The sequence below is a fragment of the Aminobacter sp. MDW-2 genome, from assembly GCF_014250155.1.
Taxonomy (GTDB): domain Bacteria; phylum Pseudomonadota; class Alphaproteobacteria; order Rhizobiales; family Rhizobiaceae; genus Aminobacter; species Aminobacter ciceronei.
This window is the reverse complement of sequence record NZ_CP060197.1, coordinates 1,975,020-2,001,940: the sequence shown is the minus strand read 5'-3', so window position 1 is coordinate 2,001,940 and position 26,921 is coordinate 1,975,020. Positions and strand designations below refer to the sequence as shown.

Below are 26,921 nucleotides of genomic sequence, written 5' to 3'. Positions count from 1 at the left end.
CCTGAGAATCGCGGGTCAGGCGGGAAGGCCGAGCTGCTTGCGCATTGCCTTCGGCAGCTTGGCCGCGATCATCCGGTGGCTCTCGCCGATATAGTCGCGCAGCCCCTCGTCGTCCATGGTTTCGCCGTTCTGGCGCTGGATCCACTTCATGCCGCGCGAGGCAAGATAGGGCGCTGGCCGGAGACCGGGCTGCTCCTTCAAAATGTCGAATGCCATCTCGGACACCTTGAAGGTGACGGCGAGCCCGGCACCATCGCTCCACCCGGCGATGGCGAAGACCTTGCCGCCGACCTTCCAGACATGCGCCCCGCCCCACTGCACGACATGGGTCGTGTGTGGCAACGAGGCGCAGAAGCCGTTGTAATCGTCGAGTGTCATCGCAGCTCCCCCAGGCGGCCGATAAGAAAAAGCCCTCCCCAGGAAGGGGGAGGGCTTTTGTCGCTGCTCAGGCAGCCGCCTCTTCGCTCACCACCGTTGGCTTGGAGCGGAAGTTGAGCCGGTCCGAGCCCGAGGTGATCTTGACGGTCGAGCCGTCGAGAATGTCGCCCATCAGAATCTTCTCGGCGAGCGGGTCCTGCAGCTCCTTCTGGATGACGCGCTTGAGCGGGCGGGCGCCATAGGCCGGGTCGTACCCCTTGTTGGCGAGCCAGTCGATTGCGTCCTTGTCGAGCGACAGCGTGATCTTGCGATCGGACAGCAGCTTTTCGAGCCGCTTGAGCTGGATCTCGACGATCCGGCCCATGTCCTGGCGACGCAGGCGATGGAACAGGATGACCTCGTCGACACGATTCAGGAACTCCGGCCGGAACGACGCCTTGACCACGCCCATGACCTCGTCACGGACCTTGTCGACATCCTCGTCCTCGCCGAGCGCCACGAGATATTCGGCGCCGAGATTGGACGTCATGATGATCAGCGTGTTGCGGAAGTCGACGGTGCGGCCCTGACCATCGGTCAGGCGGCCATCGTCGAGCACCTGCAGCAGCACGTTGAAGACATCAGGATGCGCCTTTTCGATCTCGTCGAACAGCACGACCTGATAGGGCCTGCGCCGCACGGCCTCGGTCAGCGCCCCGCCCTCCTCGTAGCCGACATAGCCGGGAGGTGCGCCGATCAGCCGGGCAACGGAGTGCTTCTCCATGTACTCGGACATGTCGATACGCACCAGCGCATGCTCGTCGTCGAACAGATAGTCGGCGAGCGCTTTGGTGAGCTCGGTCTTGCCGACACCGGTCGGGCCCAAGAACATGAACGAGCCGATCGGCCGGTTCGGATCCTGCAGGCCGGCACGGGCACGGCGGACGGCCTTGGACACCGCCTGGACGGCTTCGCCCTGGCCGACGACGCGAACACCGATCTCGTCTTCCATCCGCAACAGCTTCTCGCGCTCGCCTTCGAGCATCTTGTCGACCGGGATGCCGGTCCAGCGCGAAACGACATGGCCGACATGGTCGGGCGTGACGGTCTCCTCGACCATCGTGCCGCGGCTTTCCTGCGCCTCGGCCTCGACGAGCTTCTTTTCGAGCTCGGGGATGCGGCCATAGGCAAGCTCGCCCGCCTTCTGGAACTCGCCCTTGCGCTGGGCGATGGCGAGTTCGTTGCGGGCTTCCTCGAGCTGGCCCTTGAGGTCGGCGGCGAGACCGAGTTTTTCCTTCTCGGCCATCCACTGGCTGGTCACCCTGGTCGACTCTTCCTCGAGCCCGGCCAGCTCCTTCTCGAGCCTTTCGAGCCGGTCGCGGGAGGCGTCGTCCTTTTCGAGCTTGAGCGCCTCGCGTTCGATCTTCAGCTGCATGATGCGGCGGTCGATCTCGTCGAGGGCTTCCGGCTTGGAATCGATCTGCATGCGCAGCCGCGAGCCGGCCTCGTCGACGAGGTCGATTGCCTTGTCGGGCAGGAAGCGGTCGGTGATGTAGCGGTTCGACAGCGTGGCAGCCGCGACCAGTGCCGAGTCCGAGATACGCACCTTGTGGTGCTGCTCGTATTTCTCCTTCAGGCCACGCAGGATCGAGATGGTGTCCTCGACCGTCGGCTCGGAAACGAACACGGGCTGGAAGCGACGGGCAAGGGCCGCGTCCTTTTCGACATGCTTGCGGTACTCATCGAGCGTGGTGGCACCAACGCAATGCAGCTCACCGCGCGCCAAGGCCGGTTTCAGCAGGTTGGACGCATCCATCGCGCCATCGGCCTTGCCGGCGCCGACGAGCGTGTGCATCTCGTCGATGAACAGGATGATGCCGCCGGCAGCCGCGGTGACTTCCGACAGAACGGCCTTCAGCCGCTCCTCGAACTCGCCGCGATACTTGGCGCCGGCAATCAGCGCGCCCATGTCGAGCGCCATCAGTTGCTTGTCCTTGAGGCTTTCGGGCACGTCGCCATTGACGATGCGCAGGGCCAATCCTTCGGCGATGGCGGTCTTGCCGACGCCCGGCTCACCGATCAGTACGGGATTGTTCTTGGTGCGCCGTGACAGCACCTGGATGGTGCGGCGGATCTCGTCGTCGCGGCCAATGACCGGATCGAGTTTGCCGGCGCGGGCATCGGCGGTGAGGTCGCGCGCGTATTTCTTCAACGCGTCATAGCCCTGCTCGGCACTAGCCGAGTCGGCGGTGCGGCCCTTGCGGATATCGTTGATCGCAGCATTGAGCGCCTGCGCCGTGACACCTGCCTTGGCGAGGATGTCGGCGGTCTTGGCCGACTTCTCGACGGCAAGCGCAGTCAGCAGACGCTCGACGGTGACGAAGCTGTCGCCGGCCTTCTTGGCCAGGTCTTCTGCGGTCGAAAACACCTTGGCGAGCGGCTGCGCCAGATAGAGCTGGCCGCCGGCGCCCTCGACCTTCGGCATCGCCTTGATGGCGGCCTCGACGCCGAGCCTGACATCCCGGGCGTTACCGCCGGCGCGCTCGATCAGCGACGAGGCAAGGCCTTCGTCATCATCCATCAGCACCTTGAGGATGTGCTCGGGCGTGAACTGCTGGTGATTGTTGGAAAGCGCATAGGTCTGGGCCGACTGGATGAAGCCGCGGACGCGCTCGGAATACTTCTCAAGATTCATTCGGTGTCTCCATTCCGTACCGGCCCGCTTTGCGGCACCGGCCAGGTTCAAGGTGACGGACCCGCCCGACCGGGCCGGATCCAACTGAGGCTGATATGGTGCGTAGGACGATATACCTCAAGGCACACCTGGAGTGCTGGGCGTCATTTTTTGACGCCCAAATGATACGGGGTTTTCCGGAGTCTGCGCGTCGTGCGTTGCGAAAGCAAACCCGATTTGCGGGCCGGCACGCCTGGCCGACGTCAAAGCAAAAACGGCGGGATTTTCATCCCGCCGTTTTCAAATGGCTTGAAGCCCGTGGTTGCGAAGGCGATCAGCCTTCGACGGCGGCAGGCTCGGCTGCCGGCGTATCGCCGGCTTCGCCCTGCACCTCGGTTGCGGCGCGCTCGCCACGGCGCGGACGACGGCCACGACGCGGTGCCGCGACAACTTCGCCCTCGGCAGCCTCAGTGGCAGGGGCAACTTCAGCAACGACGGCCTCGGTGACCACGACGTCAGGCTGCGGCTGTTCGACCACGGCGACGACGTCCGTCGGTGCAGTTTCGGCCTGCTGCTCCTGATGGCGCGGGCGGCGTTCGTTGCGGTTGGGACGACGTTCGCGGCGGCCTTCGCGCGGCTGGCCTTCGGCGGCTTCCGGATTGAGAGCGACCTCGGCCGGCGTGCCTTCGATGTCGGGCTGCGGGCCAGTGCCGTTGACGACCGGCTGCGGCTGAGGCTGCTGGACCTGGACCTCGGCAACGTTGTTACCGATGCTGTCCTCGTCGCGCTCGTCGTCCATGTCGGCGTCGAAGTCGTCGCGGCTCTGCTGCTGCTGCTGGATCGGCATCTGCGCCATGGCGGCGGCAATGATGCGATTATAGTGCTCTGCGTGCTGTAGGTAGTTCTCGGCCATCACGCGGTCGCCTGAGCTTTGCGCATCGCGCGCCAGCGTGGCGTATTTTTCGGCGATCTGCTGCGCGGAGCCGCGGATCTTAACGTCCGGACCGTTGCTCTCGTAGTTACGCGTAAGCGGGTTTGGACCCTTGCGGTTGTTATTGCCGTTGTTGTTATTATTGTTGTTATTATTGTTGTTATTCCGACCGCGCATGCGCCTATTCTGCTGTTGTGGCCTCATCAGATTCTCTTTGTGTTGAAGTATCCGAACGGGGGCACTTAGGCGGCCTGCCGTTTCGTATCTTTCCGCCGGTGATCGCCCGCAGTCTTGCTGCGTCGGCGCCACATGCCATCCTGTTTCGGTTCATGTCACTTGCCGGACGATCCCCGCACGAAGCTAGAGCGTCGTCTACGCAAGAAGGCAGCTAGTTTCGATGGAAACCGAATCTTGTAACAGCACTGCCTGCTTCGTCTCATCCGGTTGCCGGGAACCTAGCGGCATTCACTTTCCTTGCCAAGCGGTTTTTTGCAGTGCCCAAAAGCCTTGCTCAGCAGCTGAATACGAGCACCCGGTCATTGCCACCCAAGTCCTTGTAATGGGCGGATAAATGGTAGCCGGCTTGCTCGAATATCACGGTCACGTCGTGGCGCTGGTCGTGCCCGATTTCGAGCCCGATAAGGCCACCTTCTTCAAGGTGGCGCCCGGCACCCGACGCGATCATCCTGTATGGCTCAAGACCGTCCGGGCCACCGTCGAGCGCGCGGCGCGGATCAAAATTGCGAACCTCGTTCTGCAAATCGTCGATCTCTGAAGTGGATATATAGGGAGGATTTGAGACGATTAAATGGTGGCGGCCCTGAATCTCGGCAAACCAGTTGGATTTTTTTGCCGAAAAGCGTGATGACACGCCAAGAGCTTCGGCGTTGGCCGCGGCGGTCGCCAGTGCATCCTCCGAGACGTCGACGCCGATGGCCTCGGCCTTTGGCTCCTGGGTGACCAGCGCCAGTGCAATCGCGCCTGTGCCGGTGCCGAGATCGAGGATGCGGCAGACACTCTCACGCACAGCGGCCGCATGGACGAAAGGCAACACGGCGTCGACGAGTGTTTCAGTATCGGGGCGCGGTTCGAGCGTCTCGGTGGAGAGACTGAGCCGCATGCCATAGAAATCGCGGTAGCCGAGGATGCGATGCACGGGCTCGCCGGCGATACGGCGATCGAGCGCCGCCTCGATCTCGGCCACCTGCGCCACAGGCCTGTCGGGCGAAGCAATTGCGTCGCTGCGCGTGGTGCCTGAAAAGTGCTCGACGAGCAGCCGCGCGTCGAACGCCGCGTCGGCGATGCCCGCACCGGCAAGGCGCTGGCGCGCGTGGCGCAGAAGTTCGCCGAGCGGACGCTCAGCCATCCGAGCCCATGTCGGCCAGCAGCTTCGACTGGTGATCGGAGATCAGCGCGTCGACGACCTCGTCGAGTTCGCCCATCATCACCCGGTCGAGCTTGTAGAGTGTCAGGTTGATGCGGTGGTCGGTCAGGCGCCCCTGCGGAAAATTATAGGTGCGGATGCGCTCGGAGCGATCGCCGGAACCCACCTGTGACTTGCGCGACGACGAGCGTTCCTCATCGGCACGGCTGCGCTCCAGGTCATAGAGCCGGGCACGCAGGATCTGCATCGCACGCGCACGGTTCTGGTGCTGCGATTTTTCCGCCTGCACCACCATGATGCCGGTGGGTAGATGGGTGATGCGCACCGCCGAGTCGGTGGTGTTGACGTGCTGGCCGCCGGAGCCCGAGGCACGCATGGTGTCGATGCGGATGTCTTCGGCGCGGATATCGATGTCGACCTCCTCCGCCTCCGGCAGCACCGCGACTGTGGCGGCGGAGGTGTGGATGCGGCCGCTGGCCTCGGTCGCCGGCACGCGCTGGACGCGGTGCACGCCCGACTCGAACTTCAGATGCGCGAACACGCCCTTGCCCGAGACACCCGCAATGACTTCCTTGAAGCCGCCGGCATCGCCGTCGCTTGCCGACACGACCTCGAACCGCCAGCCCTTGGAGGCAGCATAGCGTTCGTACATGCGGTAGAGGTCGCCGGCAAAAAGCGCTGCCTCGTCGCCGCCGGTACCGGCGCGGATCTCGAGGATGGCGTTCTTGTCGTCCGCAGCATCCTTGGGCAACAGCAGGATCTGGATTTCGCGCTGCAGCGCCTCGATACGCTCCTCGACCTCGGGCTTGTCCATCTCGGCCAGCGCCCGCATCTCGGCGTCGGTACCCTTGTCGGATAGCATCGCATCGAGATCGACGAGCTCCTGCTCGGCGGAGCGCAATTCGCGGATCCTGGCCACGAGGTCCTGGATGTCGGAATATTCGGAGGCGAGCTTGACGTAGACGTCGGGCGCCGGACCGGCGGCCATCTGCGCTTCGAGCATGTCGAAGCGTTTGACGACTTGGTTCATTCTGTCGTGGGGCAGGCTGATCATAATGGTATGGAACGGTCGTCCGCAAAGGCCTGGAGCAGCGCGCGCATCGGCAGGCGGGCGGCAGGACCGGCAAGGTTATCGTCGAGGAAGGCGGTAAGTTCGCCAAGCGGCAGTTCGGTCAGCATCGCCTTGACCGGACCGATGGAAGCAGGCGACATCGAGATAGAGCGGTAGCCGAGGCCAAGCAGCGCCATCGCGGAGATCGGCTTCCCGGCGAGCTCGCCGCACAGGGTCACCGGCGTGTGGTTGCGCAGGCCGGCATCGGCGATCTGCTTCAGCACGCGCAGGAACGGCACCGACAGCGTGTCGAAGCGGTCGGCAAGCTGAGTGTTGCCGCGGTCGGCGGCCATGACGAACTGAAACAGATCGTTTGAGCCGACCGAGACGAAATCGACGGCCTGCATCAGCTCGTCGAGCTGCCACAACAGCGACGGCACCTCGATCATCGCGCCGAGTTTCAGGCTCGTCGGCAAATGGTGCGCGAAGCGGGAGAGGTGGCGGACCTCGCGGTCGATAATCTCGCGCGCCTGGGCGATCTCGCCAAGCTCGGTGACCATCGGCAGCATGACCTTGAGCTCGCGTCCGCCAGCGGCTTTGAGCAGCGCCCGGATCTGGGTACGCAACAAGCCGGGACGGTCGAGCGTGAGGCGGATGGCGCGCCAGCCAAGTGCGGGGTTTTCTTCTTCCTGCGCCGAGCCCTTGAAATAGGGCAGCACCTTGTCGCCGCCAATGTCGATGGTGCGGAAGGTGACGGGACGGCCACGCGCAGTGTCGAGCACGTCGCGGTAGAGCTTCTCCTGCGCTTCGGCGCGCGGGAACGTCGAGGCCACCATGAACTGCAGCTCGGTGCGGAACAGGCCGATGCCGGCAGCCCCCGCCTCGGCGAGCTGCGGCAGGTCGACGGCGAGGCCGGCATTCATCAACAGGTCGACCTTGACGCCGTCCTTTGTTTCGGACGGCTTCTTGCGCAGTTCGCGGTAGAGTTCCTGGCGGCGGGCGCGAAAGCGCACCTTTTCAGCATAGGCTGCTTCGAGATCGGGCTGCGGCCGAAGGTGGACAGCGCCTTCGACACCGTCGACGATGATCGGATCGCCGTTCTCCGACATGGAAACGACGCCCTTCATCTGTCCGGCGACGGGGATGCCCATGGCGCGCGCGACGATGACGACGTGGGACGTCGGCGCACCGTCTTCCAGCACCAGGCCGCGCAAGCGATCCCGCGGATAGTCGAGCAGCTCGGCCGCCCCCATCGAACGCGCAACGATGATGGCGTCCTTGGGCAGGCTCTCGGCGATGGTCTCGGGGCCGCGACCCAGCAGCTGGCGCAAAAGGCGGTTGGCGAGGTCGTCGAAATCGCTCATCCGCTCGCGCAGATAAGGATCGGTCATGTGCATCATGCGCGCGCGCATGTCGCTCTGCACCTTTTCGACCGCAGCTTCCGCCGTCAGGCCGTTGCGGATCGCCTCTTCGAGACGGCGCACCCAGCCACGGTCGTTGGCAAACATCCGGTAGGCTTCGAGAACCTCGCGGTGCTCGCCCTCGAAGGCGACGTCGCGGCGTTCGAGCATGTCGTCGATCGACAAGCGCAGGGAACCGAGCGAATCCTCGAGTCGGCGCAGCTCCTCGTCGCTGTCTTCGTTGAACAGGTTGGTGACGACGATGCGCGGCTCGTGCAGCACGACATGGCCGAGGCCGACACCTTCGTTGAAGGCAATGCCGGTGAAGCTCGCCGGGCGCGACAGATCGAGTTCGAGGCCGGGACGGCTGAGGCGACCAATGTCGCCCGAGGCGATCATCTCGGCAATCACCATGGCGGTGGTTTCGAGCGCCTCGATCTCATCGTCGCGGTAGTGCCGCATGGTCTTGTTCTGGACGACCAGAACGCCGAGCGTGCGCCCTGCCCTGAGCACCGGCACGCCGAGGAACGAATGGTAGATCTCCTCGCCTGTCTCCGGCAGGTAGGCGAAGGCGGGATGTTCCTGGGCGTTGGACAGGTTGAGCGCGCGGGCGCTGGCAGCAATCGTGCCGACCAGACCCTGGCCGAGACGCAACTGCGCCAGGTGGACGGCGTTGGGATTGAGACCGACGGTCGCATAGAGCTCGAGCACCGAGTCGGCGCGGAGCACATAGAGCGAGCAGACTTCGGCCACCATGTTGGCGGCGATATCGCGCACGATCCTGTCGAGCCGTTCCTGTGGCTCGAGGGGCTCCGCCATCAATTCGCGGAGCCGTTTCAGAAGTACGCGCGGCCCGGCGGCCATGTCACGTATCATTCACCGTCTCCATGGTTGGACCCGGCGCGGCACGTGCTTGCCACGCCGGCAACGCGGTGACGCTCGACTCCTAATACTACTGCTTATCCAGACCGTAGACGGAATGCAAAGTCCGAACCGCAAGTTCAGTATAAGGCCCGTCGATAAGGATCGAAATCTTGATCTCGGAGGTGGTGATGGCGCGGATGTTGATGCCCTTCGATGCCAGTGCCTGGAAGGCCGTGGCGGCGACGCCGGCATGGCTGCGCATGCCGATGCCGATGACCGACACCTTGGACATGCCCTCGTCGTGCTGGACGGCATCATAGCCGATGTCGGGGCGGATCTTCTCGAGCACGGCAAGCGCCTTGTTGACGTCGCCCGACGGCACGGTGAAGGTCATGTCGGTGAACTTGCCGTCCTCGGAAATGTTCTGGACGATCATGTCGACATTGATGTTGGCCTCGGCCAATGGGCCGAAGATGCCGCCGGCAACGCCCGGCCGGTCCGCGACACGGCGCAGCGAGACCTGGGCTTCGTCCTTGGCATAGGCAATTCCGGTGACGACCTGCTGTTCCACGATTTCATCCTCGTCACAAATGAGAGTACCAGGCGGGTTGAGGAAATCGCCCATGCCGGGCGCATCGGGATCCTCGAAGGAAGAACGCACAAAGGTACGGACCTTGTGCACCATGGCCAGTTCGACCGAGCGGACCTGCAGCACCTTCGCGCCGAGCGAAGCCATTTCGAGCATTTCTTCAAACGAAATGCGCGACAGGCGACGCGCCTTGGGCTCGATGCGCGGGTCGGTCGTATAGACTCCGTCGACATCGGTGTAGATATCGCAGCGATCGGCCTTGACCGCTGCCGCGATTGCGACAGCCGACGTATCGGACCCGCCACGGCCCAGCGTGGCGATGCGGTTGTCCGGGCCGATGCCCTGGAAACCGGCGACGACAGCAACCTGGCCTTCCTGGAAACGCTTGATCAGGAACGAGCCGTCGATGTCGAGGATGCGGGCGGCACCATGGGCGTTGTCGGTCTTGATCGGAATCTGCCAGCCCTGCCAGGAGCGTGCATTTATCCCCATCGCCTGCAGCGCAAGTGCCAGCAATCCCGACGTCACCTGCTCGCCCGAGGCGACCACAGCGTCATATTCGCGGGCGTCGTAAATGTTGAAATTGGCGCCTTCGGCCTTCGAAGCCTCCTGCACCCAGCCGACCAGCTCGTTGGTCTTGCCCGACATCGCCGAGACGACGACAGCGACTTCGTGGCCGGCGTCGACCTCGCGTTTGACATGACGCGCCACGTTGCGGATTCGGGCGATGTCGGCGACGGATGTCCCGCCGAATTTCATCACGATGCGCGCCATAGAAGCGAAATGCCCTTGCCATATACGCCGGCCCCGACGGGGCCGGAAAATGAATGAAAACACCGATGAATTGCACGGTGTCGAATGCGCGGCCTGCATAGCCAAAACCCACGCATTCCGCAAGGACGCCCGGCCAGACAAATCATCGCGACTTTTTGCCGGCACAGCGCCATGGGTACGGCTCGCGGGGCAGTGCATGGGTGCTCGCGGAAATGTCACCTTGACAATCGGGACGCCAGACACGACTTCCTTGCGCTCGCCCAACTTCCTTGCGCCCGACGGAGACCACAGCAATGCCAGATCCCCGCCCATCGACGATCGATGCCGGAGAAGTCGAGCGGTTCTCGGCGCTCGCAGCCGAATGGTGGAACCCCAACGGCAAGTTCCGTCCGCTGCACAAATTCAACCCCGTCCGCCTCGGCTACATCCGCGACCAGGTCGCCCAGCGTTTTGGCCGCGACACTCACGCCGCAAGGCCCTTCGAGGGCCTGCGCATCCTCGACATCGGCTGTGGCGGCGGCCTGCTGTGCGAGCCGATGGCACGCCTGGGCGCCGAAGTGGTCGGCGCCGACGCCTCCGCCACCAATATCGAGGTAGCCAAGATCCATGCCGCCGAAAGCGGCGTAAAGGTGGATTACCGCGCCACCACGGCCGAGGATCTCGCTGACGCCGGCGAGAAGTTCGACATCATCCTCAACATGGAAGTTGTCGAGCACGTCGCCGACGTGGAGCTGTTCGTCAGCAAGTGCGGCGAGATGGTCAAGCCCGGCGGCATCATGTTCGTCGCCACCATCAACCGCACCTTAAAGGCGCTCGGTCTCGCCATCGTCGGCGCCGAATACGTGCTGCGCTGGCTGCCGCGCGGCACTCACCAGTACGGCAAGCTGGTGCGCCCCGAAGAGCTGGACAAGGCGCTGACGGGCGCCGGCCTTGCCACCATCGATCGCACCGGCGTGATCTACAATCCGCTGGCCGACCGCTGGCAGAAATCCCGCGACATGGACGTCAACTACATGGTGCTGGCGGAAAAGGCGGCCTGAGGCCGCCTCTCCCGTCGGTCCGACATCAGGCGTCGAGCGGCCGGTAGCCGCCGCGCCAGTAGAGCAGCGCCTGACCGGCATCCTGCGTCCTGACCGCCTCGACCGAGCCGATGATGATCGAATGCGTGCCGCGATCAATCATCTCGTCGAGGCTGCAATCGAAAGCGGCGACCGCATCCGACAGCACCGACGCCCCGGTCTTCAGCGTGAGCCAGTCAGCACCTTCGTAGCGTTCATTGCCCTTGATGCCGCCGAAGCCGGAAAAACGCTCGGCGACCTGCTGATGCTGCGGCCCAAGCGAACTGACGGCGAAATGGCCATGCCGCTCGATGACCGACCAGGTCGACGACGACCGGTTGACGCAGGCGATGACCTTGGGTGGCTCGGCCGACAGTGAAACGACCGAAATCACCACCAGTCCTGAGCGGTCATCGCCGACGCCGGCGGTGATGACGCTGACATTGCCGACGATGAGCCGCATGGCGGCGCGGAAATCAGCGCCCCCCACGGGAACGAGAGGAACAGAAATGGGGATCGTCATGACCTCGTCGCCCTTCACGCCGCCGAGCGCTTCGCCAGAGGCGGGATGCGTATGCCTCGCGCCTCCAGGATCGGCAGGACGTTGTCACGGAAATAGGGGAATTCCTCGGCGTAATCGACGAACGACAAGGTGGTTCCGCGGAAGCCTGTTTCATGAAGCGCGGTGATGCCATCCGCCACCTGCTCAGGCGTGCCGACAAGCGGGAAGCCGCCATGACCCGCCGCCATGCGGTCGCGGATGAGTGCGAGCAGATCGTGCGGGAAGGACTGTGCATGGGCGAACTGTAGCCGGACGAGATTGTCGACGGCCTCCCAATCGGCGTTCTCCCGGGCCGAATAGTTGAGGAAGTCGAGCGCCTCCCTTTCAGTCGGACGGCAGACGACATGCGAGAAGGTCAGCACATCGACTGCGCGGCTGGCCTGCTTCGACTGCGCCTTCAGCGCGGCGATCTCGTCCTTCGAGCGGGCCAGGTCGATCGCCGGGGTGAACAGGAAGTCGGCGTTCTGGATCGCGAACTTGCGGCCATGATCGGAGCCGGCAGCGTTGAGGATCGGCAGGCGCGCCGAAGGCCTTGGATCGCCAAGAACCTGCTTGAGCTTGAAATAGGTGCCGTCCCAGTCGAAGGCCTCGGCGCGGCTCCACAATGCCCTGACCACGTCGAACCATTCCTGGGCATAGCCATAGCGGGTGACGTGATCGTCGGGCAGCGTCAGGCCAAGCGCTTCATATTCGGGCTTGTTCCAGCCCGCAACGATGTTGAGGCCGACGCGTCCACCGCTGATCTGGTCGATCGTTGCCAGTTGCTTGGCAACGACAACAGGATGGTTGGCGACAGTGTGGATGGTGGCGAAGACCGTGATGTTGCGGGTGTGGGCTAGAAGCGCCGTCGCCCAGGTCATCGTCTCCAGCACGTTGCCGTGGAAATTGGTCTCGCCGCCATAACCGATCCAGCGGGCGATCGGCAGCATGAAGTCGATGCCGGCGTCGTCGAGAAGCTTGCCGAGGCGCAGATTGTTGCCCCAGGAATTGTCCCAGCGATCCGGTATCTTGGTGACGGTCATGCCGCTGGAACAGTTGGACGCAAAGGTGCCGAGAAAGAAGGGTTGCACTGCGGATGCAGTGGCGCCGAGCATGCTCATGTTTGGGTCTCCTCCCCATAAAATGAACTTTATAATAGAAAGTCTATCATAAATTCATGTAGACGCAATGTGCCACGGCAAGGCATGGTCCGAAGGTTCAGGAGGGCGAAGAATGAGCAAGGAAAACAAACCTGTACCGGGCTCCGAACTGCTTGATCGCGGCTGGCATCTCGCCCGGACGCCGCTCGAAATCGACGTCACCGAAGTCGAATATGCGTTGATGCGCTCCTACGAAGCGTTCGGACGCTGGCAGGCGGAATGCCTCGCCACGGTGATCGAATTTTCGGCGACGGGTGCAGAGAACGCCTTGCTGCACGTCATCCGAATGAACGATCGGCCCAAGACCATCCATGACCTCGCCCACATGACCAATCGCGAGGATATTCCCAACATCCAGTACAGCCTGCGCAAGCTGATCAAGGGCGGTTTCGTCAAGCGCACCGGCAGCGGCAGGACCGGCGTGACCTATGAGGTGACGCCGCTCGGCCATCGCGTCACAGAGCGCTACGCTGATATCCGCTCGGTGCTGCTCATCGATGCGGTGACCCGCGTGCCCGACCTGGCCGCCAAGCTGGCCGACGCAGCACACACGCTGGAATTGGTGACAGGTATCTACGAACAGGCCGCCCGCGTCGCCGCCACCCACCGCCGCCGCCATCCGCAGCTCGATCCCGAGGCCGAAGGTGACTGAGGACGTCCTCGGCAGCGATTTGGTCGTGAAGCGCCCCTGCGCAACTTGCGCTGTCCGCGGCAACTCTCGATATTAAGGGCAGACAATTACGGGTTCGAATACCATGACACCTGAAGATGTCAGACGCATCGCCCTGGAACTGCCAGGGGCGACCGAGAAATCGCATTTCGGCAAGCCCGACTTCCGTGTCCGCGACCGTGTCTTCGCCACCCTGCCCGAGGACGGCAATGCCGTGATCAAGCTGACGCGCGACCAGCAGGAAGTGATGTGCGGAGCGGAGACCACGGTGTTCCGGCCGGTCGAAGGCGGCTGGGGCAAGCAGGGCTGGACGCGGGTGATGCTGGCGGCAGCGGACGAGCCGACGCTGCGCAGCGCGCTGGTCGCCGCCTGGCGCAACACCGCACCAGTCACCTTGCGCAAGGCCTTCGACCTGGCGGGTGGCTGAGGACGATCGCACCTGAGGTGCGATGGGTCTTCCCTCATGTCCGTTTCCATGCGAGCTTGCCCGCAGGACACCGCTCCTCACCTGGTATGCGCATCGCCGCCCCTGCCTTTTCGCCATCAGGAGCACATTATGAGTCCATCCCCCATTCATTCGATCACCTTCGGCCGGGCGGCCCCAGGCCTTGCCGTCCGTGACATCCAGGCGGCATTCCGCTTCTATTCCGAAATCCTCGGCATGCAGAAAGTGTTCGAGAACGGTAGTCCCGTGGGTTTCATGGTGCTGAAGAAGGACGCCGCCGAGATCCATCTGAGCCAGAGCCGCGACCACGCGCCTTCAACCGTCAACGCGTTCCACATGTTCGTCGACGACATCGACGCGCTCTACGCCATCTGCGAGGCCGCCGGCGTTCGGATCATCAAATCGCTGAAAGACAAGGACTACGGCCAGCGGGCCTTCGTGTTTGCCGACCCCGACGGCAACAGGATCGACGTGGGACAGCGTATCTAGCTTGGCGCCGAGGACGCGGCAGACCTTTTCGGGGAGAAGAGGAACGTCCCGGCTCAGTTCCGGTCTTCGGGGAACACCGGAAGCGGCATGAATTCGATGCCGTCTTCGGCAAGGCCCTTGGCCTCGTCGAGCGTGGCGGCGCCGTAGATGCCGCGGGCTTCGGTCTCGCCAAAATGGATCTTGCGCGCCTCCTCGGCGAACTTGTCGCCGACATTCTCGGCATTCTCGCGAACCTTCTCGGACAGGTCCTTGAGGGCGGCCATCATCTTGCGCTGCTGCTCTCCCATGGCGAGCGCCACCTTTTCCTGCTTGCGCGAGGTCGAGACGGCCGGCGCCATCAGCGCCTTTTCGACCTTTTGCGAGCCGCATTCCGGGCAGGAGACGAAACCGCGCTTGCGCTGGGTCTCGAAGTCGTCGTTGCTGCGGAACCAGCCCTCGAAGTCATGCGCGTGGTCGCAATGCAGCGAAAAGCGGATCAAGATGCGGCTCCCCGGAGCGCTCCCTGGCCCGCGCGAAGCGCGACGCCGAATTCGCGAGCGTTCTTGAGATTGGGGATCTTCTTGCGTGCGTCGGCCGAATGCTGGGTGTCGATCTCGGCGATGATGACGCCCGGCTCGTCATGGTCGGCTTCGGCCAGGATGCGGCCCCACGGATCGATGATCAGCGAATGGCCGAAGGTCTCCCGGCCGTCCTCATGCTTGCCGCCCTGGGCGGAGGCGATGACGAAGGCGCCGTTTTCGATGGCGCGCGCCCGCAGCAGCGGATGCCAATGGGCAAGGCCGGTCTGGCGCGTGAAGGCGGCGGGAACGGTGAGCAGCTCGGCACCAGCCAGCGCCTCGGCGCGGAAAAGTTGCGGGAACCGCAGGTCGTAGCAGATGGCAAAGCCGATCTTTGCCAGCGACGTGTCGGCAACGATGGCTTCGGTGCCCGGCTCATAGGCCGAAGATTCGCGCCAGCTTTCGCCATTGTCGAGGTCGACGTCAAACATGTGGATCTTGTCGTAGGTGGCAAGCGCGCCGCCGTCGGGGCCGAACAGGAAGGCGCGGTTGGCGAGCTTGCCATCGGCGCGCACGATCGCGGTCGAGCCGACATGCAGATGGATGCCAAGCTCGGCTGCAAGTTTGCGGCCCAAGGCGACGATCAGGTCGCGATCCTCGGAGGTGAAGGCCGCGGCGCGCGCATCCTTGTCGCCGACGATGGCGCCGGTCATTTCGGGCGTCTGCACATAAGTGGCGCCGAGACCGGCAGCCTCGCGCACCAGTGCCTCGAAATCGAGTGCATTGCGCTCCGGCTCCTTGCCCGAACGCATCTGCACCGCTGCCGCCTTGAAAATCGCCATTGTCCGTCCTCGGGTCTATGCGCCGGCGGCAAGAAGCTGGTCGAGCCTGCCTTGCGCGTCTAGGTCATGCAGGTCGTCGCAACCGCCGACATGGGTGTTGCCAATGAAAATCTGCGGGAAGGTCGCACGGCCATTGGCGCGGGTGATCATTTCCTGCCGAAGCTCGGGCGAGAAGCTAGCGTCATGCTCGGTGAATGCAACGCCCTTGCGCTCGAGAAGGCGCTTGGCCGCAGTACAGTAGCCACACATCATGCGCGTATAGATAGTCACATCGACCATGACGAAAATCCGTTGTCCTTGGTCGACTATATAGTGTCCGTATCGTCGGGCCGGAAGTCCCCCGGCAAAACCCTGGCGAAAGTCAGCACGTCGACGGCGCCGGCGCCGCCTTTCCTGAGCGCACGTGTCACCGCCGCGACAGTGGCGCCTGTCGTGTAGACGTCGTCGACCACCAGCACCCGTCTGCCTCTGACGTCGATCTCGGCTTCGGGCGGGACCAGGAAGGCCGCACGCACATTGTCCTCTCGCTCGCGCTGGCCAAGGCCGATCTGCTGGCGCGTGCGCTTGGTGCGGCGCACCGCCATCGGCGCAAACGGCAGGCCGGAGAGCGACGCTATGGCACGGGCGAGTTCCGCCGACTGGTTGTACTGGCGCCAGAAGAAACGCCGCCAGTGCAAGGGCACGGGCACGACGACCTCAGCATCGGCAATGAGCTCGGCGCCCGCTCGCAGCATCCAGCGCGCCATCCACGGCGCGAGGTCGGTGCGGTCGTGGAACTTGAGGCCCTGGACCATGCGCCGGGCGATGCCGGTATAGGCGACGGCGGCGCGGGCCCTGCTAAAGGGCGGCGGGTTGGCGATCGCCTCGGCGGACAGGAAGCCGGTGCCGAAATCATGGCTGAACGGCGTGCCCATCACCTCGCACCAGGGCTTTTCGAGGAAGCGCAATTGCGGCCAGCAGGCACCGCACAAGGCACCGGGTTGCGTGACCTGGCGGCGGCAACCGGCGCAGACAGGCGGGAACAGCATCCGCGCCGGCCAAGCGGCAACTGACAATGCGAGGCTCTTGATCTCAGCCATAGGATCGGCCACGACAGGTTCGGGTCGGGCGACCATAGCAGAAACCCGGCAAAAAAGGACATCTCGACGTGCAAGCCATTTTCGACGCCAGCCTCGTGATCGCGCACCGGCGCCGAGCCCTGGCGCAAGCTACACCAGGCGCCGACTTCCTGATGGCTCGCGCGGCTGAAGACCTCGGCGAACGTCTCTCGACGGTCGAGCGCAAGTTCACGCGCGGCGCAGCGATCTTCTCGGTCAGCCCGGCGGCAACCGCGGTTCTGGCTGCCAGCGGCAAGGTCGACGAATTGCTTCGCGTCGAAGCCGACAGGGCCTTTCTCGGCGGCGGACCGGGCGTCGTGTCGGATCCCGAGACGATCGCGCTGGATCCGGCGAGCATCGACATCGCCGTATCGCTTCTGGCGCTGCAGGAAGCCAACGACATCCCCGGCCAGCTGATCCAGATCCGCCGCGCACTGAAGCCGGACGGGCTGTTCCTCGGCGTGCTTGCTGGTGCCGGCACGCTCGTCGAACTGCGCGAAAGCCTGCTCGCCGCCGAGACGGAGCTTTCGGGCGGCGCCAGCCCGCGCGTTATCCCCTTCACCGACGTACGCGATGCCGGCGGGCTGCTGCAGCGGGCAGGCTTTGCCTTGCCGGTCGCCGATGTCGAGACGGTGACGGTGCGCTACGACACGATGTTCGGGCTGATGCAGGACCTGCGCGCGATGGGGGCGACCAGCGCGCTTGCCGACCGGTCACGGAGACCTGCGACACGCCGGCTGTTCCAGCGCGCGGCCGAGATCTACGCCGAGCGCTTCTCCGATCCTGATGGAAGGGTGCGGGCGAGCTTTTCGTTCGTCTGGTTGTCAGGCTGGGCGCCTGATGCCTCGCAGCAGAAGCCGCTCAAGCCGGGTTCGGCGCAGGTGTCGCTGACAAAGGTGCTTGGCGAGGACGGCAAGCAATAGCGGTTACAATTCCATGAAAAATGTACGGCGGCTTTCCGTCCGAAATTGAGTAAAAACAAAGAGATAGAGGGATCTCGCAAATCGAAGAAAAGCGGGAAACCTCTAGTGCACGGCGACCTTGGTGCCGATGTTTTCCCAGTAGAGCTGAAGGGCTGTGCCGAACTGGCCCAGGCCGCCGATGATCCCCAGGGCGATGAGCGTCGCGATCAGGCTGTATTCGATCGCCGTAGCGCCTCTTTCGTTCCTGAGAAATCGCCTGATCATCGGTCGCGTCCACCCGTCATTGTTGACCGACCATAACGCCGACGTCTTAAGAAAGGTTAACGGCGCACGCTTAACAGGCGGTGAAGCGATAAGCGGGTATCGTCAGCAGTCGCCGGTATGCTCGCCGTGCGGATGAATGACACACACCGACTGCGGCGTTTCCTGCAGCACCGAACGGCGTAGCGTGTAGGTGTTGGTGCGGCTGACCGATCCTGTGGCGGTGTAGTCGAGCCCGTCAAGGCGCAACTGGCCGAGGATTGGACGCGCCCTGTCTTCCAGGAACGGCGTGACGAACAGGGTCAGGGCTATCGCGATAAGGCCGAACAGCAGCGAGACGCGCAGGATGCCGGCCCGCGCCCTCGCAGTCGGGGACGATCGCTCTGGGCGGATGAGGTCCCACTCGTTGTCAGCTTGCATTGGCAACGTCCCTCGCGAAAAGCCGTGTCGATGCGCAGCCGAGGCGGGCGGCGGCCATTCAATTTTTCACGATTGGATAAACTTTGGCTTAACGCTGGCAGACATGCCCATCAAAGCAGGTCGATGAGGAACGGAATTAGCGGCTCGTCGGCAGGCGGCATGGGGTAGTCGCGCATCTGCTTGGGCCGCACCCATTTAAGGGTCTGGCCTTCCTTCGGCTCCGGAATGCCCCAGAAGCGGCGGCAGACATAGAGCGGCATCAGCAGATGAAAGTCGTCATAGGTGTGGCTGGCGAAGGTCAGCGGTGCCAAGCACGCCGTCTTGGTCTCGATGCCGATCTCCTCGCGCAGCTCGCGAATGAGGGTTTCTTCCGGCGTTTCGCCCTGCTCGACCTTGCCGCCGGGGAATTCCCACAGGCCGGCAAGCGACTTGCCTTCGGGACGCTGGGCCAGAAGCACGCGACCATCGGCGTCGACGAGCGCGCAGGCGGCCACCAGAAGCAGGCGTTTTCCCTGATGGGTCAAGTCAGGCCTCCGGCGGGCGGCGGTAGTGGTAGCGATAGACTTCCTTGAAGCCCATTTTCTCGTACAGGCGGATGGCGCCCGCATTGTCAGCCTCGACCTGCAGCCACGCCTGGCGCGCGCCACGCAGGCGTGCCCATTTCAGCGCCGACAGGATCAGCCTGCGGCCAAAACCCTTGCCGCGTTCGGCCTCGGTGGTGGCGATCTCGAACAGGCCGGCAAGGTCGGTGTCGTGGACGCAGATCGCCGCCGTCACCGGCTGCTCGTCCTGCTCGAGCACGAACATGCCGGCTTCCGGCTGAATGGCGCCGATGATCTCGGACAGGCCGGGCCTGAGCGATGCGTCTAGCCCGTGCACCACCATGGAAGCGCTGACGAAGCGGCCGATGTCCTTGAGCGGGATCTGGTCCATCGCATGCTCGACGACGCCGTCGTCGAGCGACAGCCGCATCACCATCGATTCCGAAAACGTGCTCCAGCCCTCGCGGTCGAGATGGGCGGCGATCGCCGGCCCCGACAAGGGCGACATGCGAAAGGTGAGCGGCCGGCCATAGGCCTCGAAGCGGCGGCTGGCGCGGGCGATGCGGTCAGGAATGTTGCGGATGTCGGCCGGATCAAGCGGATTGACCGAATTGAGCCGCTTGGCCGGATGGCCCGCCGTCAACCGGACAAGCCAAGTGCCGTCGTAATGAACGGCCGCCGCCGGCCATGCGCGAAAACCCGCCGCCTCGTAGCGGCGGACGATCGCAAGTTCGTGCGACGGGCGGTTCTGGTTCACGTCAGCTCCGGTAGTCGCCGTTGATGGCGACATATTCCTTGGTCAGGTCGCAGGTCCACACCGTTGCCTTGCCACGGCCAAGGCCGATGTCGGCGCGGATGACGATGTTGTCGCCCTTCATATATGCCGAGGTCGCCGCTTCCGAATAGCCCGGATCGCGCTCGCCATTGTGGGCGAGGCGATTGTCGCCAAACCAGATCGACAGGAGATCGCGGTCGGCGGGCTCGCCGGCCTTGCCGACGGCCATGACGACGCGGCCCCAGTTGGCGTCCTCACCGGCAACCGCGGTCTTGACCAGCGGCGAGTTGGCGATCGACAGCGCGATGCGCTTGGCCGAGCGCGCCGACTTGGCACCGGTGACAGTAACTTCGACCTGCTTGCGCGCGCCTTCACCGTCACGCACGACCTGCAGCGCCAGCGTCTTCAGCATCTTGTTGAGCGCGCGGCGGAAGGCGCCGAGGCGCGCATCCTTGGGGTCGGTGATCTTGGGCGCGCCGCGCTTGGCAGCGGCCCCGGTGGCAAACAGCATCAGCGTGTCGGAGGTCGAGGTGTCGCTGTCGACGGTGACGGCATTGAAGGTCTTGGCGGTGCCGCGCGAAAGCATGTCCTGCAGCACGTCGGCCGCAATGGGTGCATCGGTGGCAACGAAGGACAGCATTGTCGCCATGTCGGGTGCAATCATGCCGGCGCCCTTGGCGATACCATTGATGGTGACGTCGGTGTCGCCGAGCTTGACGGTCGCGGTAACCACCTTGGGATAGGTGTCGGTGGTCATGATCGCCTTGGCGGCTTCGGTCCACTGGTCGGGCCGGGCATCCTTGACCATACCTGACAGCAAGTGGCTAAATTTGCCGGCGTCGAGCGGCTCGCCGATGACGCCGGTGGATGCCAGGAACACTTCGCTCGACTTGCAGTCGGCGGCCTTGGACGCCGCCTCGCCGGTCAACGTCGTGGTCTCGCGGCCCTTCTTGCCGGTGAAGGCATTGGCGTTACCGGAGTTGACGATCAGGACGCGTGCCTTGCCACCGGTGAGGTTCTGGCGACAGAAATCGACCGGGGCCGAGGGGCACTTGGACCGTGTGAACACGCCGGCGGCCGCCGTGCCCTCATCGAACACCATGGCCAGCACGTCGGTGCGACCCTTGTACTTGATCCCGGCTTCGGCTGTGGCGATGCGCACGCCCTCGATGGCAGGCATCTTGGGGTACTTCTTGGGGGCGAGCGGGGAAACGGCAGTCGACATGAAGGAACCTCTGCGGGCTCGGGAAACGGTTGAAGCTGGCACCGTTTGCCCGATAGCGCGAGGCTTCGCAAGGCGTTTTCACCTCACGAAGATGTGGGCCAGCCTCAGCCGACGACCGGATTGAGGAAACCGCGGAAGACGCGCTGAACCATGGGGATCAAGCCCCAGATCATCACCGATACCATCAGCGGCGCAATCAGCAGCGTGCGCTGCCAGATCGTCCAGCCGTCGGTCAGAGGCATGATGATGTAGAGCAGTGCGGTGATCAGCGGATAGACCCCGAGCAGGACCATCAGGGCGAAACGCGGGCGGGAAAAGCGGGTTTGGGAGGCAGTCATCTTCAACTCCATCGGAACGAAACGTTTCGTTATATAAAACGGGCCGTTTCGTTTCGTCAAGAGGTGGTGTAGAGATAATCCAGCATTGGAGACCGGAATGAGCATTGAAGCCGAAGCCGCGCGCAAATCGATCGGCGCCAAACGCAGCCTGGAAAGTGCGGAAGCCATCCTCGAGGCGGCCGAGGCGGTGCTGATCGAGAACGGCTATTCCGGCTTCTCCATCGAGGCGGTGGCGCGTCGGGCCCGCGCCGGCAAGCCGACGATCTACCGCTGGTGGCCGAGCAAGACCGCGCTTTTGCTCGAGGTCTATCAGCGCCAGAAGCGCGACATCACTTACCCGGACACCGGCGGCATCGAGGAAGACCTGTTCATCTTCGCCAGAAGCCTGTTTGCGCAGTGGCGCGACACGCCGGCCGGCGACATCTTCCGCTCGCTGGTCGCCGAGGCGCAGCAGGACCCAGCCGCCGCCGAGGCGCTGGCCGAATACTCTGCCGGGCGCCGCGCCCATACCGGCAAGCTGATCGAGCGGGCCAAGGCCCGTGGCGAGGTGGCCGCCGATGTCGACCCCAGCCAGGTCGCCGACATGGTTTCGTCCTACGCCTGGGTGCATCTCCTGACCGGACGGCTCGACGAGGACGAGGCTATGCTAAGGCGGGCTATCAGGCATATCGTGCATGGCATCGCCGTCAGGAGGTAAGCGACCATGGACGACATGAAGCCGGCGGTATTGCCGATAAGCCTGATCGTGGTTTCCGACTATCTGTCGGCCGACGGCGATGGCGAGCTGCGCCAGTCGCTCCAGGCCTATCTGTACGACCGAGCGGGGGTGCCGGCTGAAATCATCGTCATGCTGCCTGCGGAAAGCACTTTTTCGTACAGCTCTGGTCCGGGCGAACCATCGGTCGTCCTCGTCACCCACGACAGTGACGAATCCTCCCAGCTCAAGGATGCGGCCCTGCCCTACTGCCACCAGCCGCTGATCGCGGTCGTCGAGGCCGATTGCCTGCCGCAGCCAGGATGGATGGCCACGCTGCACAAGACCCTCGACGACAACCCCACCGTCGCAGCGGTGTCGGGGCGAACCTCCTATGGCGACGGCAGCATGATGAAGCGGGTGATGTCACTGCTCGACCGCGGCTTCATCGAGTGCCGCGACCGCCGTGGCAAGGTGATCCACGTCTCCAGCAACGGTGCGATCTACCGGCACGCACTGCTCGAGCGTTATCGTTTTCGGCCTGGACAAGGACCGTTCGTCAGCGCCCACATCAGGCAAGACGCGATGAACGAGGACAACGTGGAATTTGCGGTGGACCCGCGCGCCGTCTCCATCCACGCCTATGACGGCCTCGGCTTCATCTGGGACGTCCGGCGTAACAAAGGATACCAGTTTGCGTTGATGAAACTGCGCAAACGCCGCGATCGCTCGCGGCTGGGGCTGGCGGTCAGCGCAGTGATGGCATCGTTTCGGGAAAATCACCGGACCATCGATGCGGTGGGCGACCAGTTCTGCCGGCCATCCGACCGGCCGCTGCTGTGGCTGATGATGCTGGCGGTCCGCGTGCCTGAGTTCGTCGGCGCGCTGGCGGCCGCCGACCCGGTCGCATTCAAGGCTTCGACCCGCTATCGCTGACCGCTTCACGGCGGCGAAATGGCGCACGCAAACAAAGAGGGCGGCACCGTAGGTACCGCCCCCCTTTGTTGTCTCTGGTGAGAAAATTACTTCGACGCGTCGATGGCGTCGATGGCCTTCTTAAGCGCCGGATCGGTGATCTCGACCTTGCCGGCGCCGCGAACCTGCTTGACCAACTCGATGTATTTCTCGCGGATCAGCAGCGAGCGGACCTGGTCCTTGACGGTCTCGAATGCCGGCGGCTGCTGGGTGCGCTTGTCCTCGACCTTGATGATGTGCCAGCCGAACTGCGTATGCACCGGCTCCTTGGAATAGGCGCCAACTTCAAGGGCGAGTGCCGCCTTCTCGAATTCCGGCACCATCTGGCCAGGGCCGAAGAAGCCGAGGTCGCCGCCCGAGGTCTTGCCGGACGGGTCGGTGGTGTTTTCGTTGGCGAGCTTCTGGAAGTCTTCGCCGCCTTCGAGCTTCTTGATGATCGCGTCGGCCTCTTCCTTGGTCTTGACCAGGATATGGCGGGCATGGACCTCGTTGACCGGCTTCTGGGCCGCGATTTCCTTGTCGTAGCGGGCGCGGATCTCGTCGTCGGTGATCTTGCCGGCGACTTCCTTCTCCACCAGTTCGCCATGCAGGGCGCGCTGGTCGAGGAAGGCGACGCGGCGCTGGAAGTCGGCGTCCTTGTCGAGACCCTTTTCGACGGCCTGGGCGGCCATCAGGCGGATTTCGATGATCGACGACAAGGCAGCAGCACGGCGCTGCTCCGGCGGCAGGTTGCCGAACTGCTGGCCAAGGTCCTGCTCGGCCAAGGTGATGTCGGCTTCAGTGACGTTCTCGCCATTGATCGTCGCCACGATCGCGTTCGGATCGACGGCAGCGGCTGCAGGGGCAGCGACCTGGGGTGCAGGCGCTGTTTCCTGTGCAACCAGCGGCAGCGACGACAGCGCCACAAGCCCGGCGGCAAGCCCGACGCGGGCAAGCGAGGCGCTACGGAACGAAAAAGACATCTAAACTCTCCGGTGGGGTGATGACCGCACTTCCAAATCAACCTGAATGTGGCGGAATTTGGCGTCTCCGGCAGGCTCTCTGCAACGTTGACATAAGTTGTGCCCCCTCTTATCTGTCCATCGTCTTCGCGTCCAGAAGGGTTTTTCCGGGCGCTTTTCGTGTTGAGTCTGCCAGCCTATGTTCCTCGGCAGGCTTGGCCGGCGGACAGTCGGCTTCATTCGAATTGAAAGGACCACTTGATGGTCAGTCTCGGCGGTCTCGCCCGTAAGATTTTCGGTTCCTCCAACGACCGCCGAGTCAAGTCGACCCGGCCCCGGGTGGAAGCGATCGCTGCAATGGAAAATGAACTGCAGGCGCTGACCGACGACCAGCTTCGGGCGCGGACCGAGCAGTTCCGCAAGGACATCGCCAACGGCGCCTCGCTTGACGACCTCCTCGTCCCGGCCTTCGCCACGGTGCGCGAAGGCGCCAAGCGCGCGCTCGGCATGCGTCCCTTCGACGTCCAGATGATCGGCGGCATGGTTCTGCACGGCCGCGGCATAGCCGAGATGCGCACCGGCGAAGGCAAGACGCTGGTCGCCACCCTGCCCGTCTACCTCAATGCCCTGACCGGCAAGGGCGTGCATGTCGTTACCGTCAACGACTACCTGGCCCGCCGCGACGCCGAATGGATGGGCCGTCTCTACAAGTTCCTCGGCCTGTCGGTCGGCATCATCGTGCACGGCCTGTCCGACGAAGAGCGCCGCGCGGCCTATGCCTGCGACATCACCTACGCCACCAACAACGAACTCGGCTTCGACTATCTGCGCGACAACATGAAGTATGAGCGCGCCCAGATGGTGCAGCGCGGTCACTTCTTCGCGATTGTCGACGAAGTCGACTCGATCCTGGTCGACGAGGCCCGCACGCCGCTGATCATTTCCGGTCCGCTCGAGGACCGTTCGGAAATGTACAACACCGTCGATGCCTTCATGCAGCAGATGGTTCCGTCCGACTATGAAGTCGACGAGAAGCAGAAGACCGCCATCTTCACTGAAGAAGGCACCGAGAAGATGGAGAACCTGCTGCGCGAGGCAGGCCTGCTCAAGGGTGAGTCGCTCTACGACGTCGAAAACGTGGCCATGGTCCACCACGTCAACAATGCGCTCAAGGCGCATCGCCTTTTCCAGAAGGACAAGGACTACATCGTCAAGGACAATGAAATCGTCATCATCGACGAGTTCACCGGCCGCATGATGCCCGGCCGCCGCTTCTCGGAAGGCCTGCACCAGGCGCTGGAAGCCAAGGAACACGTGGCGATCCAGCCGGAAAACCAGACGCTGGCCTCGGTTACCTTCCAGAACTACTTCCGCATGTACGAAAAGCTCGCCGGCATGACCGGTACGGCGCTGACGGAAGCCGAAGAGTTCGGCAACATCTACAATCTCGACGTCACCGAGGTTCCAACCAACCTGCCCGTCAGCCGTATCGATGAGGACGACGAGGTCTACCGGACGGTCGAGGAGAAGTACAAGGCGATTGTCCGCGAGATCAAGGAAGCCAACGCCAAGGGCCAGCCGACGCTGGTCGGCACGACCTCGATCGAGAAATCCGAGCAGCTGGCCGAGCGCCTGCGCAAGGACGGCTTCAAGGACTTCGAGGTCCTGAACGCCCGTCACCACGAGCGCGAGGCCTCGATCGTCGCCCAGGCCGGCAAGCCGGGTTCGATCACCATTGCCACCAACATGGCCGGCCGCGGCACCGACATCCAGCTCGGCGGCAACGCCGACATGCGCATTGCCGAGGAACTGGCCGACATGCCGGCCGGCCCTGAGCGCGACGCCAGGGAAAAGGCGATCCGCGAGGACGTCGCCCGTCTCAAGGAAAAGGCGCTGGCTGCCGGTGGCCTCTACGTGCTGGCTACCGAACGCCATGAAAGCCGCCGTATCGACAACCAGCTGCGTGGCCGCTCCGGCCGCCAGGGCGATCCGGGCCGCTCGAAGTTCTTCCTGTCGCTGCAGGACGACCTGATGCGCATCTTCGGTTCCGAGCGCATGGACGGCATGCTGACCAAGCTCGGCCTCAAGGAAGACGAGGCCATCGTCCACCCCTGGATCAACAAGGCGCTGGAAAAGGCGCAGAAGAAAGTCGAGGCGCGCAACTTCGACATCCGCAAGAACCTGCTCAAATATGACGACGTGTCGAACGACCAGCGCAAGGTGGTGTTCGAGCAGCGCATCGAGCTGATGGATGCGACCAGCCTGACCGATACTGTCGCCGAGATGCGCCATGACGTAATCGAGGATCTCGTCGCCAAGCACATTCCCGAAAACGCCTATGCCGAACAGTGGGATGTCGCAGGCCTCAAGGAAGGCGTGATCCAGTACCTCAACCTCGACCTGCCGATCGAAGAGTGGGCCAAGGAAGAAGGCATTGCCGAAGAGGAAGTGCGCGACCGCATCACCGCCGAAGCCGACAAGGCAGCGGCCGACCGCGCCGAACGCTTCGGTCCCGAAGTGATGACCTATGTCGAGCGCTCCGTGGTGCTGCAGACCATCGACCATCTCTGGCGCGAGCATCTGGTCAATCTCGACCACCTGCGTTCGGTCGTCGGCTTCCGCGGCTACGCCCAGCGCGACCCGCTGAACGAGTACAAGGGCGAGGCCTTCGAACTGTTCCAGGCGATGCTCGGTAATTTGCGCCAGGCCGTGACCGCGCAGCTGATGCGCGTCGAGTTGGTGCGCCAGGCAGCGGATGCGCCGCCACCGGAAGCGCCCGAAATGCACGGCCACCACATCGACGGCACCACCGGCGAGGACGATTTCGGCGAGGGCTCGGTTGCCGTGCTCGAGGACAGCCGCGTTGTCGCCGCCGAAGACCGCAACCCCAACGACCAGTCGACCTGGGGTCGCGTCGGCCGCAACGAAGCCTGCCCTTGCGGCTCGGGCAAGAAGTACAAGCACTGCCACGGCAGCTTCGCCTGAGTTGATCGGAAAACGAAAA

Annotated in this window: 28 protein-coding genes; 8 read left to right on the top strand and 20 right to left on the bottom strand. The window is 63.8% G+C overall.

Annotation, left to right across the window (positions count from 1 at the left end):
- Nucleotides 1-15: 15 nt before the first annotated feature.
- The 7 genes from H5P29_RS09855 to H5P29_RS09825 all read right to left on the bottom strand — a co-directional run bounded on the left by H5P29_RS09855 (nt 16) and on the right by H5P29_RS09825 (nt 10,024).
- Complete coding sequence (locus tag H5P29_RS09855) at nt 16-378, bottom strand: MmcQ/YjbR family DNA-binding protein (protein ID WP_154386165.1); 363 nt, start codon at nt 376-378, stop codon at nt 16-18.
- A 67-nt stretch (nt 379-445) separates the two neighbouring features.
- Nucleotides 446-3,052 carry an ATP-dependent chaperone ClpB gene (clpB, locus tag H5P29_RS09850; RefSeq protein WP_067957806.1) on the bottom strand — a complete coding sequence of 869 codons (2,607 nt, stop codon included), beginning with the start codon at nt 3,050-3,052 and terminating at the stop codon, nt 446-448.
- Nucleotides 3,053-3,365: 313 nt separating this feature from the next.
- Nucleotides 3,366-4,139 carry a DUF4167 domain-containing protein gene (locus tag H5P29_RS09845; RefSeq protein ID WP_083948486.1) on the bottom strand — a complete coding sequence of 258 codons (774 nt, stop codon included), beginning with the start codon at nt 4,137-4,139 and terminating at the stop codon, nt 3,366-3,368.
- 334 nt (nt 4,140-4,473) lie between these two features.
- Complete coding sequence (gene prmC / locus H5P29_RS09840; RefSeq protein WP_154386164.1) at nt 4,474-5,328, bottom strand: peptide chain release factor N(5)-glutamine methyltransferase; 855 nt, start codon at nt 5,326-5,328, stop codon at nt 4,474-4,476.
- Nucleotides 5,321-6,400: a peptide chain release factor 1 gene (prfA, locus tag H5P29_RS09835; protein ID WP_154386163.1), complete on the bottom strand. Its 1,080-nt coding sequence runs from the start codon at nt 6,398-6,400 to the stop codon at nt 5,321-5,323. Before prfA ends, prmC begins: the two co-directional genes overlap by 8 nt.
- Nucleotides 6,397-8,673: a phosphoenolpyruvate--protein phosphotransferase gene (gene ptsP, locus H5P29_RS09830; protein ID WP_154386162.1), complete on the bottom strand. Its 2,277-nt coding sequence runs from the start codon at nt 8,671-8,673 to the stop codon at nt 6,397-6,399. Before ptsP ends, prfA begins: the two co-directional genes overlap by 4 nt.
- A gap of 76 nt (nt 8,674-8,749) precedes the next feature.
- Nucleotides 8,750-10,024: an aspartate kinase gene (locus tag H5P29_RS09825; protein WP_067957796.1), complete on the bottom strand. Its 1,275-nt coding sequence runs from the start codon at nt 10,022-10,024 to the stop codon at nt 8,750-8,752.
- A gap of 293 nt (nt 10,025-10,317) precedes the next feature.
- Between H5P29_RS09825 and ubiG the strand changes: the two genes are divergently transcribed.
- On the top strand, nt 10,318-11,064 hold the full coding sequence (gene ubiG / locus H5P29_RS09820) for a bifunctional 2-polyprenyl-6-hydroxyphenol methylase/3-demethylubiquinol 3-O-methyltransferase UbiG (RefSeq protein ID WP_067957794.1): 747 nt from the start codon (nt 10,318-10,320) through the stop codon (nt 11,062-11,064).
- Between the two features lie 25 nt (nt 11,065-11,089).
- Here the strand turns inward: ubiG and H5P29_RS09815 are convergent, their stop codons facing one another.
- Together H5P29_RS09815 and H5P29_RS09810 are read right to left on the bottom strand one after the other, a co-directional pair.
- On the bottom strand, nt 11,090-11,605 hold the full coding sequence (locus H5P29_RS09815) for a flavin reductase family protein (protein WP_154386161.1): 516 nt from the start codon (nt 11,603-11,605) through the stop codon (nt 11,090-11,092).
- Between the two features lie 14 nt (nt 11,606-11,619).
- Complete coding sequence (locus H5P29_RS09810) at nt 11,620-12,744, bottom strand: LLM class flavin-dependent oxidoreductase (protein ID WP_154386160.1); 1,125 nt, start codon at nt 12,742-12,744, stop codon at nt 11,620-11,622.
- A 112-nt stretch (nt 12,745-12,856) separates the two neighbouring features.
- Here H5P29_RS09810 and H5P29_RS09805 point away from each other — a divergent pair, with 112 nt between their 5' ends.
- From H5P29_RS09805 to H5P29_RS09795, 3 genes are all read left to right on the top strand, one after another.
- Complete coding sequence (locus H5P29_RS09805; protein ID WP_154386159.1) at nt 12,857-13,435, top strand: winged helix DNA-binding protein; 579 nt, start codon at nt 12,857-12,859, stop codon at nt 13,433-13,435.
- Between the two features lie 103 nt (nt 13,436-13,538).
- A complete protein-coding gene (locus H5P29_RS09800) occupies nt 13,539-13,880 on the top strand; it encodes an MmcQ/YjbR family DNA-binding protein (protein ID WP_154386158.1) in 342 nt (113 codons plus the stop codon).
- Nucleotides 13,881-14,009: 129 nt separating this feature from the next.
- Complete coding sequence (locus tag H5P29_RS09795) at nt 14,010-14,387, top strand: VOC family protein (protein WP_115730729.1); 378 nt, start codon at nt 14,010-14,012, stop codon at nt 14,385-14,387.
- A 53-nt stretch (nt 14,388-14,440) separates the two neighbouring features.
- Here the strand turns inward: H5P29_RS09795 and H5P29_RS09790 are convergent, their stop codons facing one another.
- The 4 genes from H5P29_RS09790 to H5P29_RS09775 are packed head-to-tail and all read right to left on the bottom strand — an operon-like array spanning nt 14,441 to nt 16,817.
- Complete coding sequence (locus tag H5P29_RS09790; protein WP_067957782.1) at nt 14,441-14,866, bottom strand: DUF1178 family protein; 426 nt, start codon at nt 14,864-14,866, stop codon at nt 14,441-14,443.
- Entirely contained in the window at nt 14,863-15,726 is an 864-nt protein-coding gene (locus H5P29_RS09785) for a carbon-nitrogen hydrolase family protein (protein ID WP_154386157.1), read from the bottom strand. The genes H5P29_RS09790 and H5P29_RS09785 overlap by 4 nt, the downstream gene beginning before the upstream one ends.
- Before the next feature lie 15 nt (nt 15,727-15,741).
- Entirely contained in the window at nt 15,742-16,005 is a 264-nt protein-coding gene (grxC, locus tag H5P29_RS09780) for a glutaredoxin 3 (protein WP_067957776.1), read from the bottom strand.
- Nucleotides 16,006-16,031: 26 nt separating this feature from the next.
- On the bottom strand, nt 16,032-16,817 hold the full coding sequence (locus tag H5P29_RS09775; protein ID WP_182575196.1) for a ComF family protein: 786 nt from the start codon (nt 16,815-16,817) through the stop codon (nt 16,032-16,034).
- Nucleotides 16,818-16,873: 56 nt separating this feature from the next.
- Here H5P29_RS09775 and H5P29_RS09770 point away from each other — a divergent pair, with 56 nt between their 5' ends.
- Nucleotides 16,874-17,746, top strand: a complete 873-nt coding sequence (locus H5P29_RS09770) for a methyltransferase domain-containing protein (protein WP_182575195.1) — start codon at nt 16,874-16,876, stop codon at nt 17,744-17,746.
- Between the two features lie 102 nt (nt 17,747-17,848).
- Here H5P29_RS09770 and H5P29_RS09765 read toward each other — a convergent pair whose 3' ends face one another.
- The 6 genes from H5P29_RS09765 to H5P29_RS09740 form a co-directional block, all read right to left on the bottom strand.
- Nucleotides 17,849-18,010, bottom strand: coding sequence for a Flp family type IVb pilin (locus tag H5P29_RS09765; RefSeq protein ID WP_083948485.1), 162 nt, complete (start codon nt 18,008-18,010; stop codon nt 17,849-17,851).
- A gap of 102 nt (nt 18,011-18,112) precedes the next feature.
- Complete coding sequence (locus tag H5P29_RS09760) at nt 18,113-18,427, bottom strand: hypothetical protein (RefSeq protein WP_154386155.1); 315 nt, start codon at nt 18,425-18,427, stop codon at nt 18,113-18,115.
- A gap of 110 nt (nt 18,428-18,537) precedes the next feature.
- The gene (locus tag H5P29_RS09755) at nt 18,538-18,951 is read right to left on the bottom strand and encodes a (deoxy)nucleoside triphosphate pyrophosphohydrolase (protein ID WP_154386154.1); all 414 of its coding nucleotides are present in this window, start codon (nt 18,949-18,951) and stop codon (nt 18,538-18,540) included.
- 1 nt (nt 18,952) lies between these two features.
- Nucleotides 18,953-19,759 carry an N-acetyltransferase gene (locus H5P29_RS09750; protein WP_067957768.1) on the bottom strand — a complete coding sequence of 269 codons (807 nt, stop codon included), beginning with the start codon at nt 19,757-19,759 and terminating at the stop codon, nt 18,953-18,955.
- Nucleotides 19,728-20,969, bottom strand: coding sequence for a bifunctional glutamate N-acetyltransferase/amino-acid acetyltransferase ArgJ (gene argJ, locus H5P29_RS09745; RefSeq protein ID WP_154386153.1), 1,242 nt, complete (start codon nt 20,967-20,969; stop codon nt 19,728-19,730). The genes H5P29_RS09750 and argJ overlap by 32 nt, the downstream gene beginning before the upstream one ends.
- A 104-nt stretch (nt 20,970-21,073) precedes the next feature.
- On the bottom strand, nt 21,074-21,307 hold the full coding sequence (locus tag H5P29_RS09740; RefSeq protein WP_246670815.1) for a hypothetical protein: 234 nt from the start codon (nt 21,305-21,307) through the stop codon (nt 21,074-21,076).
- Between the two features lie 97 nt (nt 21,308-21,404).
- Here H5P29_RS09740 and H5P29_RS09735 point away from each other — a divergent pair, with 97 nt between their 5' ends.
- The gene (locus tag H5P29_RS09735) at nt 21,405-22,004 is read left to right on the top strand and encodes a TetR/AcrR family transcriptional regulator (protein ID WP_067957759.1); all 600 of its coding nucleotides are present in this window, start codon (nt 21,405-21,407) and stop codon (nt 22,002-22,004) included.
- Between the two features lie 6 nt (nt 22,005-22,010).
- A complete protein-coding gene (locus H5P29_RS09730; RefSeq protein ID WP_182575193.1) occupies nt 22,011-22,937 on the top strand; it encodes a hypothetical protein in 927 nt (308 codons plus the stop codon).
- An 86-nt stretch (nt 22,938-23,023) separates the two neighbouring features.
- Here H5P29_RS09730 and H5P29_RS09725 read toward each other — a convergent pair whose 3' ends face one another.
- A complete protein-coding gene (locus tag H5P29_RS09725) occupies nt 23,024-23,938 on the bottom strand; it encodes a peptidylprolyl isomerase (protein ID WP_154386151.1) in 915 nt (304 codons plus the stop codon).
- A 240-nt stretch (nt 23,939-24,178) separates the two neighbouring features.
- Between H5P29_RS09725 and secA the strand changes: the two genes are divergently transcribed.
- Nucleotides 24,179-26,902, top strand: coding sequence for a preprotein translocase subunit SecA (gene secA, locus H5P29_RS09720; protein ID WP_067957754.1), 2,724 nt, complete (start codon nt 24,179-24,181; stop codon nt 26,900-26,902).
- Nucleotides 26,903-26,921 lie beyond the last annotated feature (19 nt).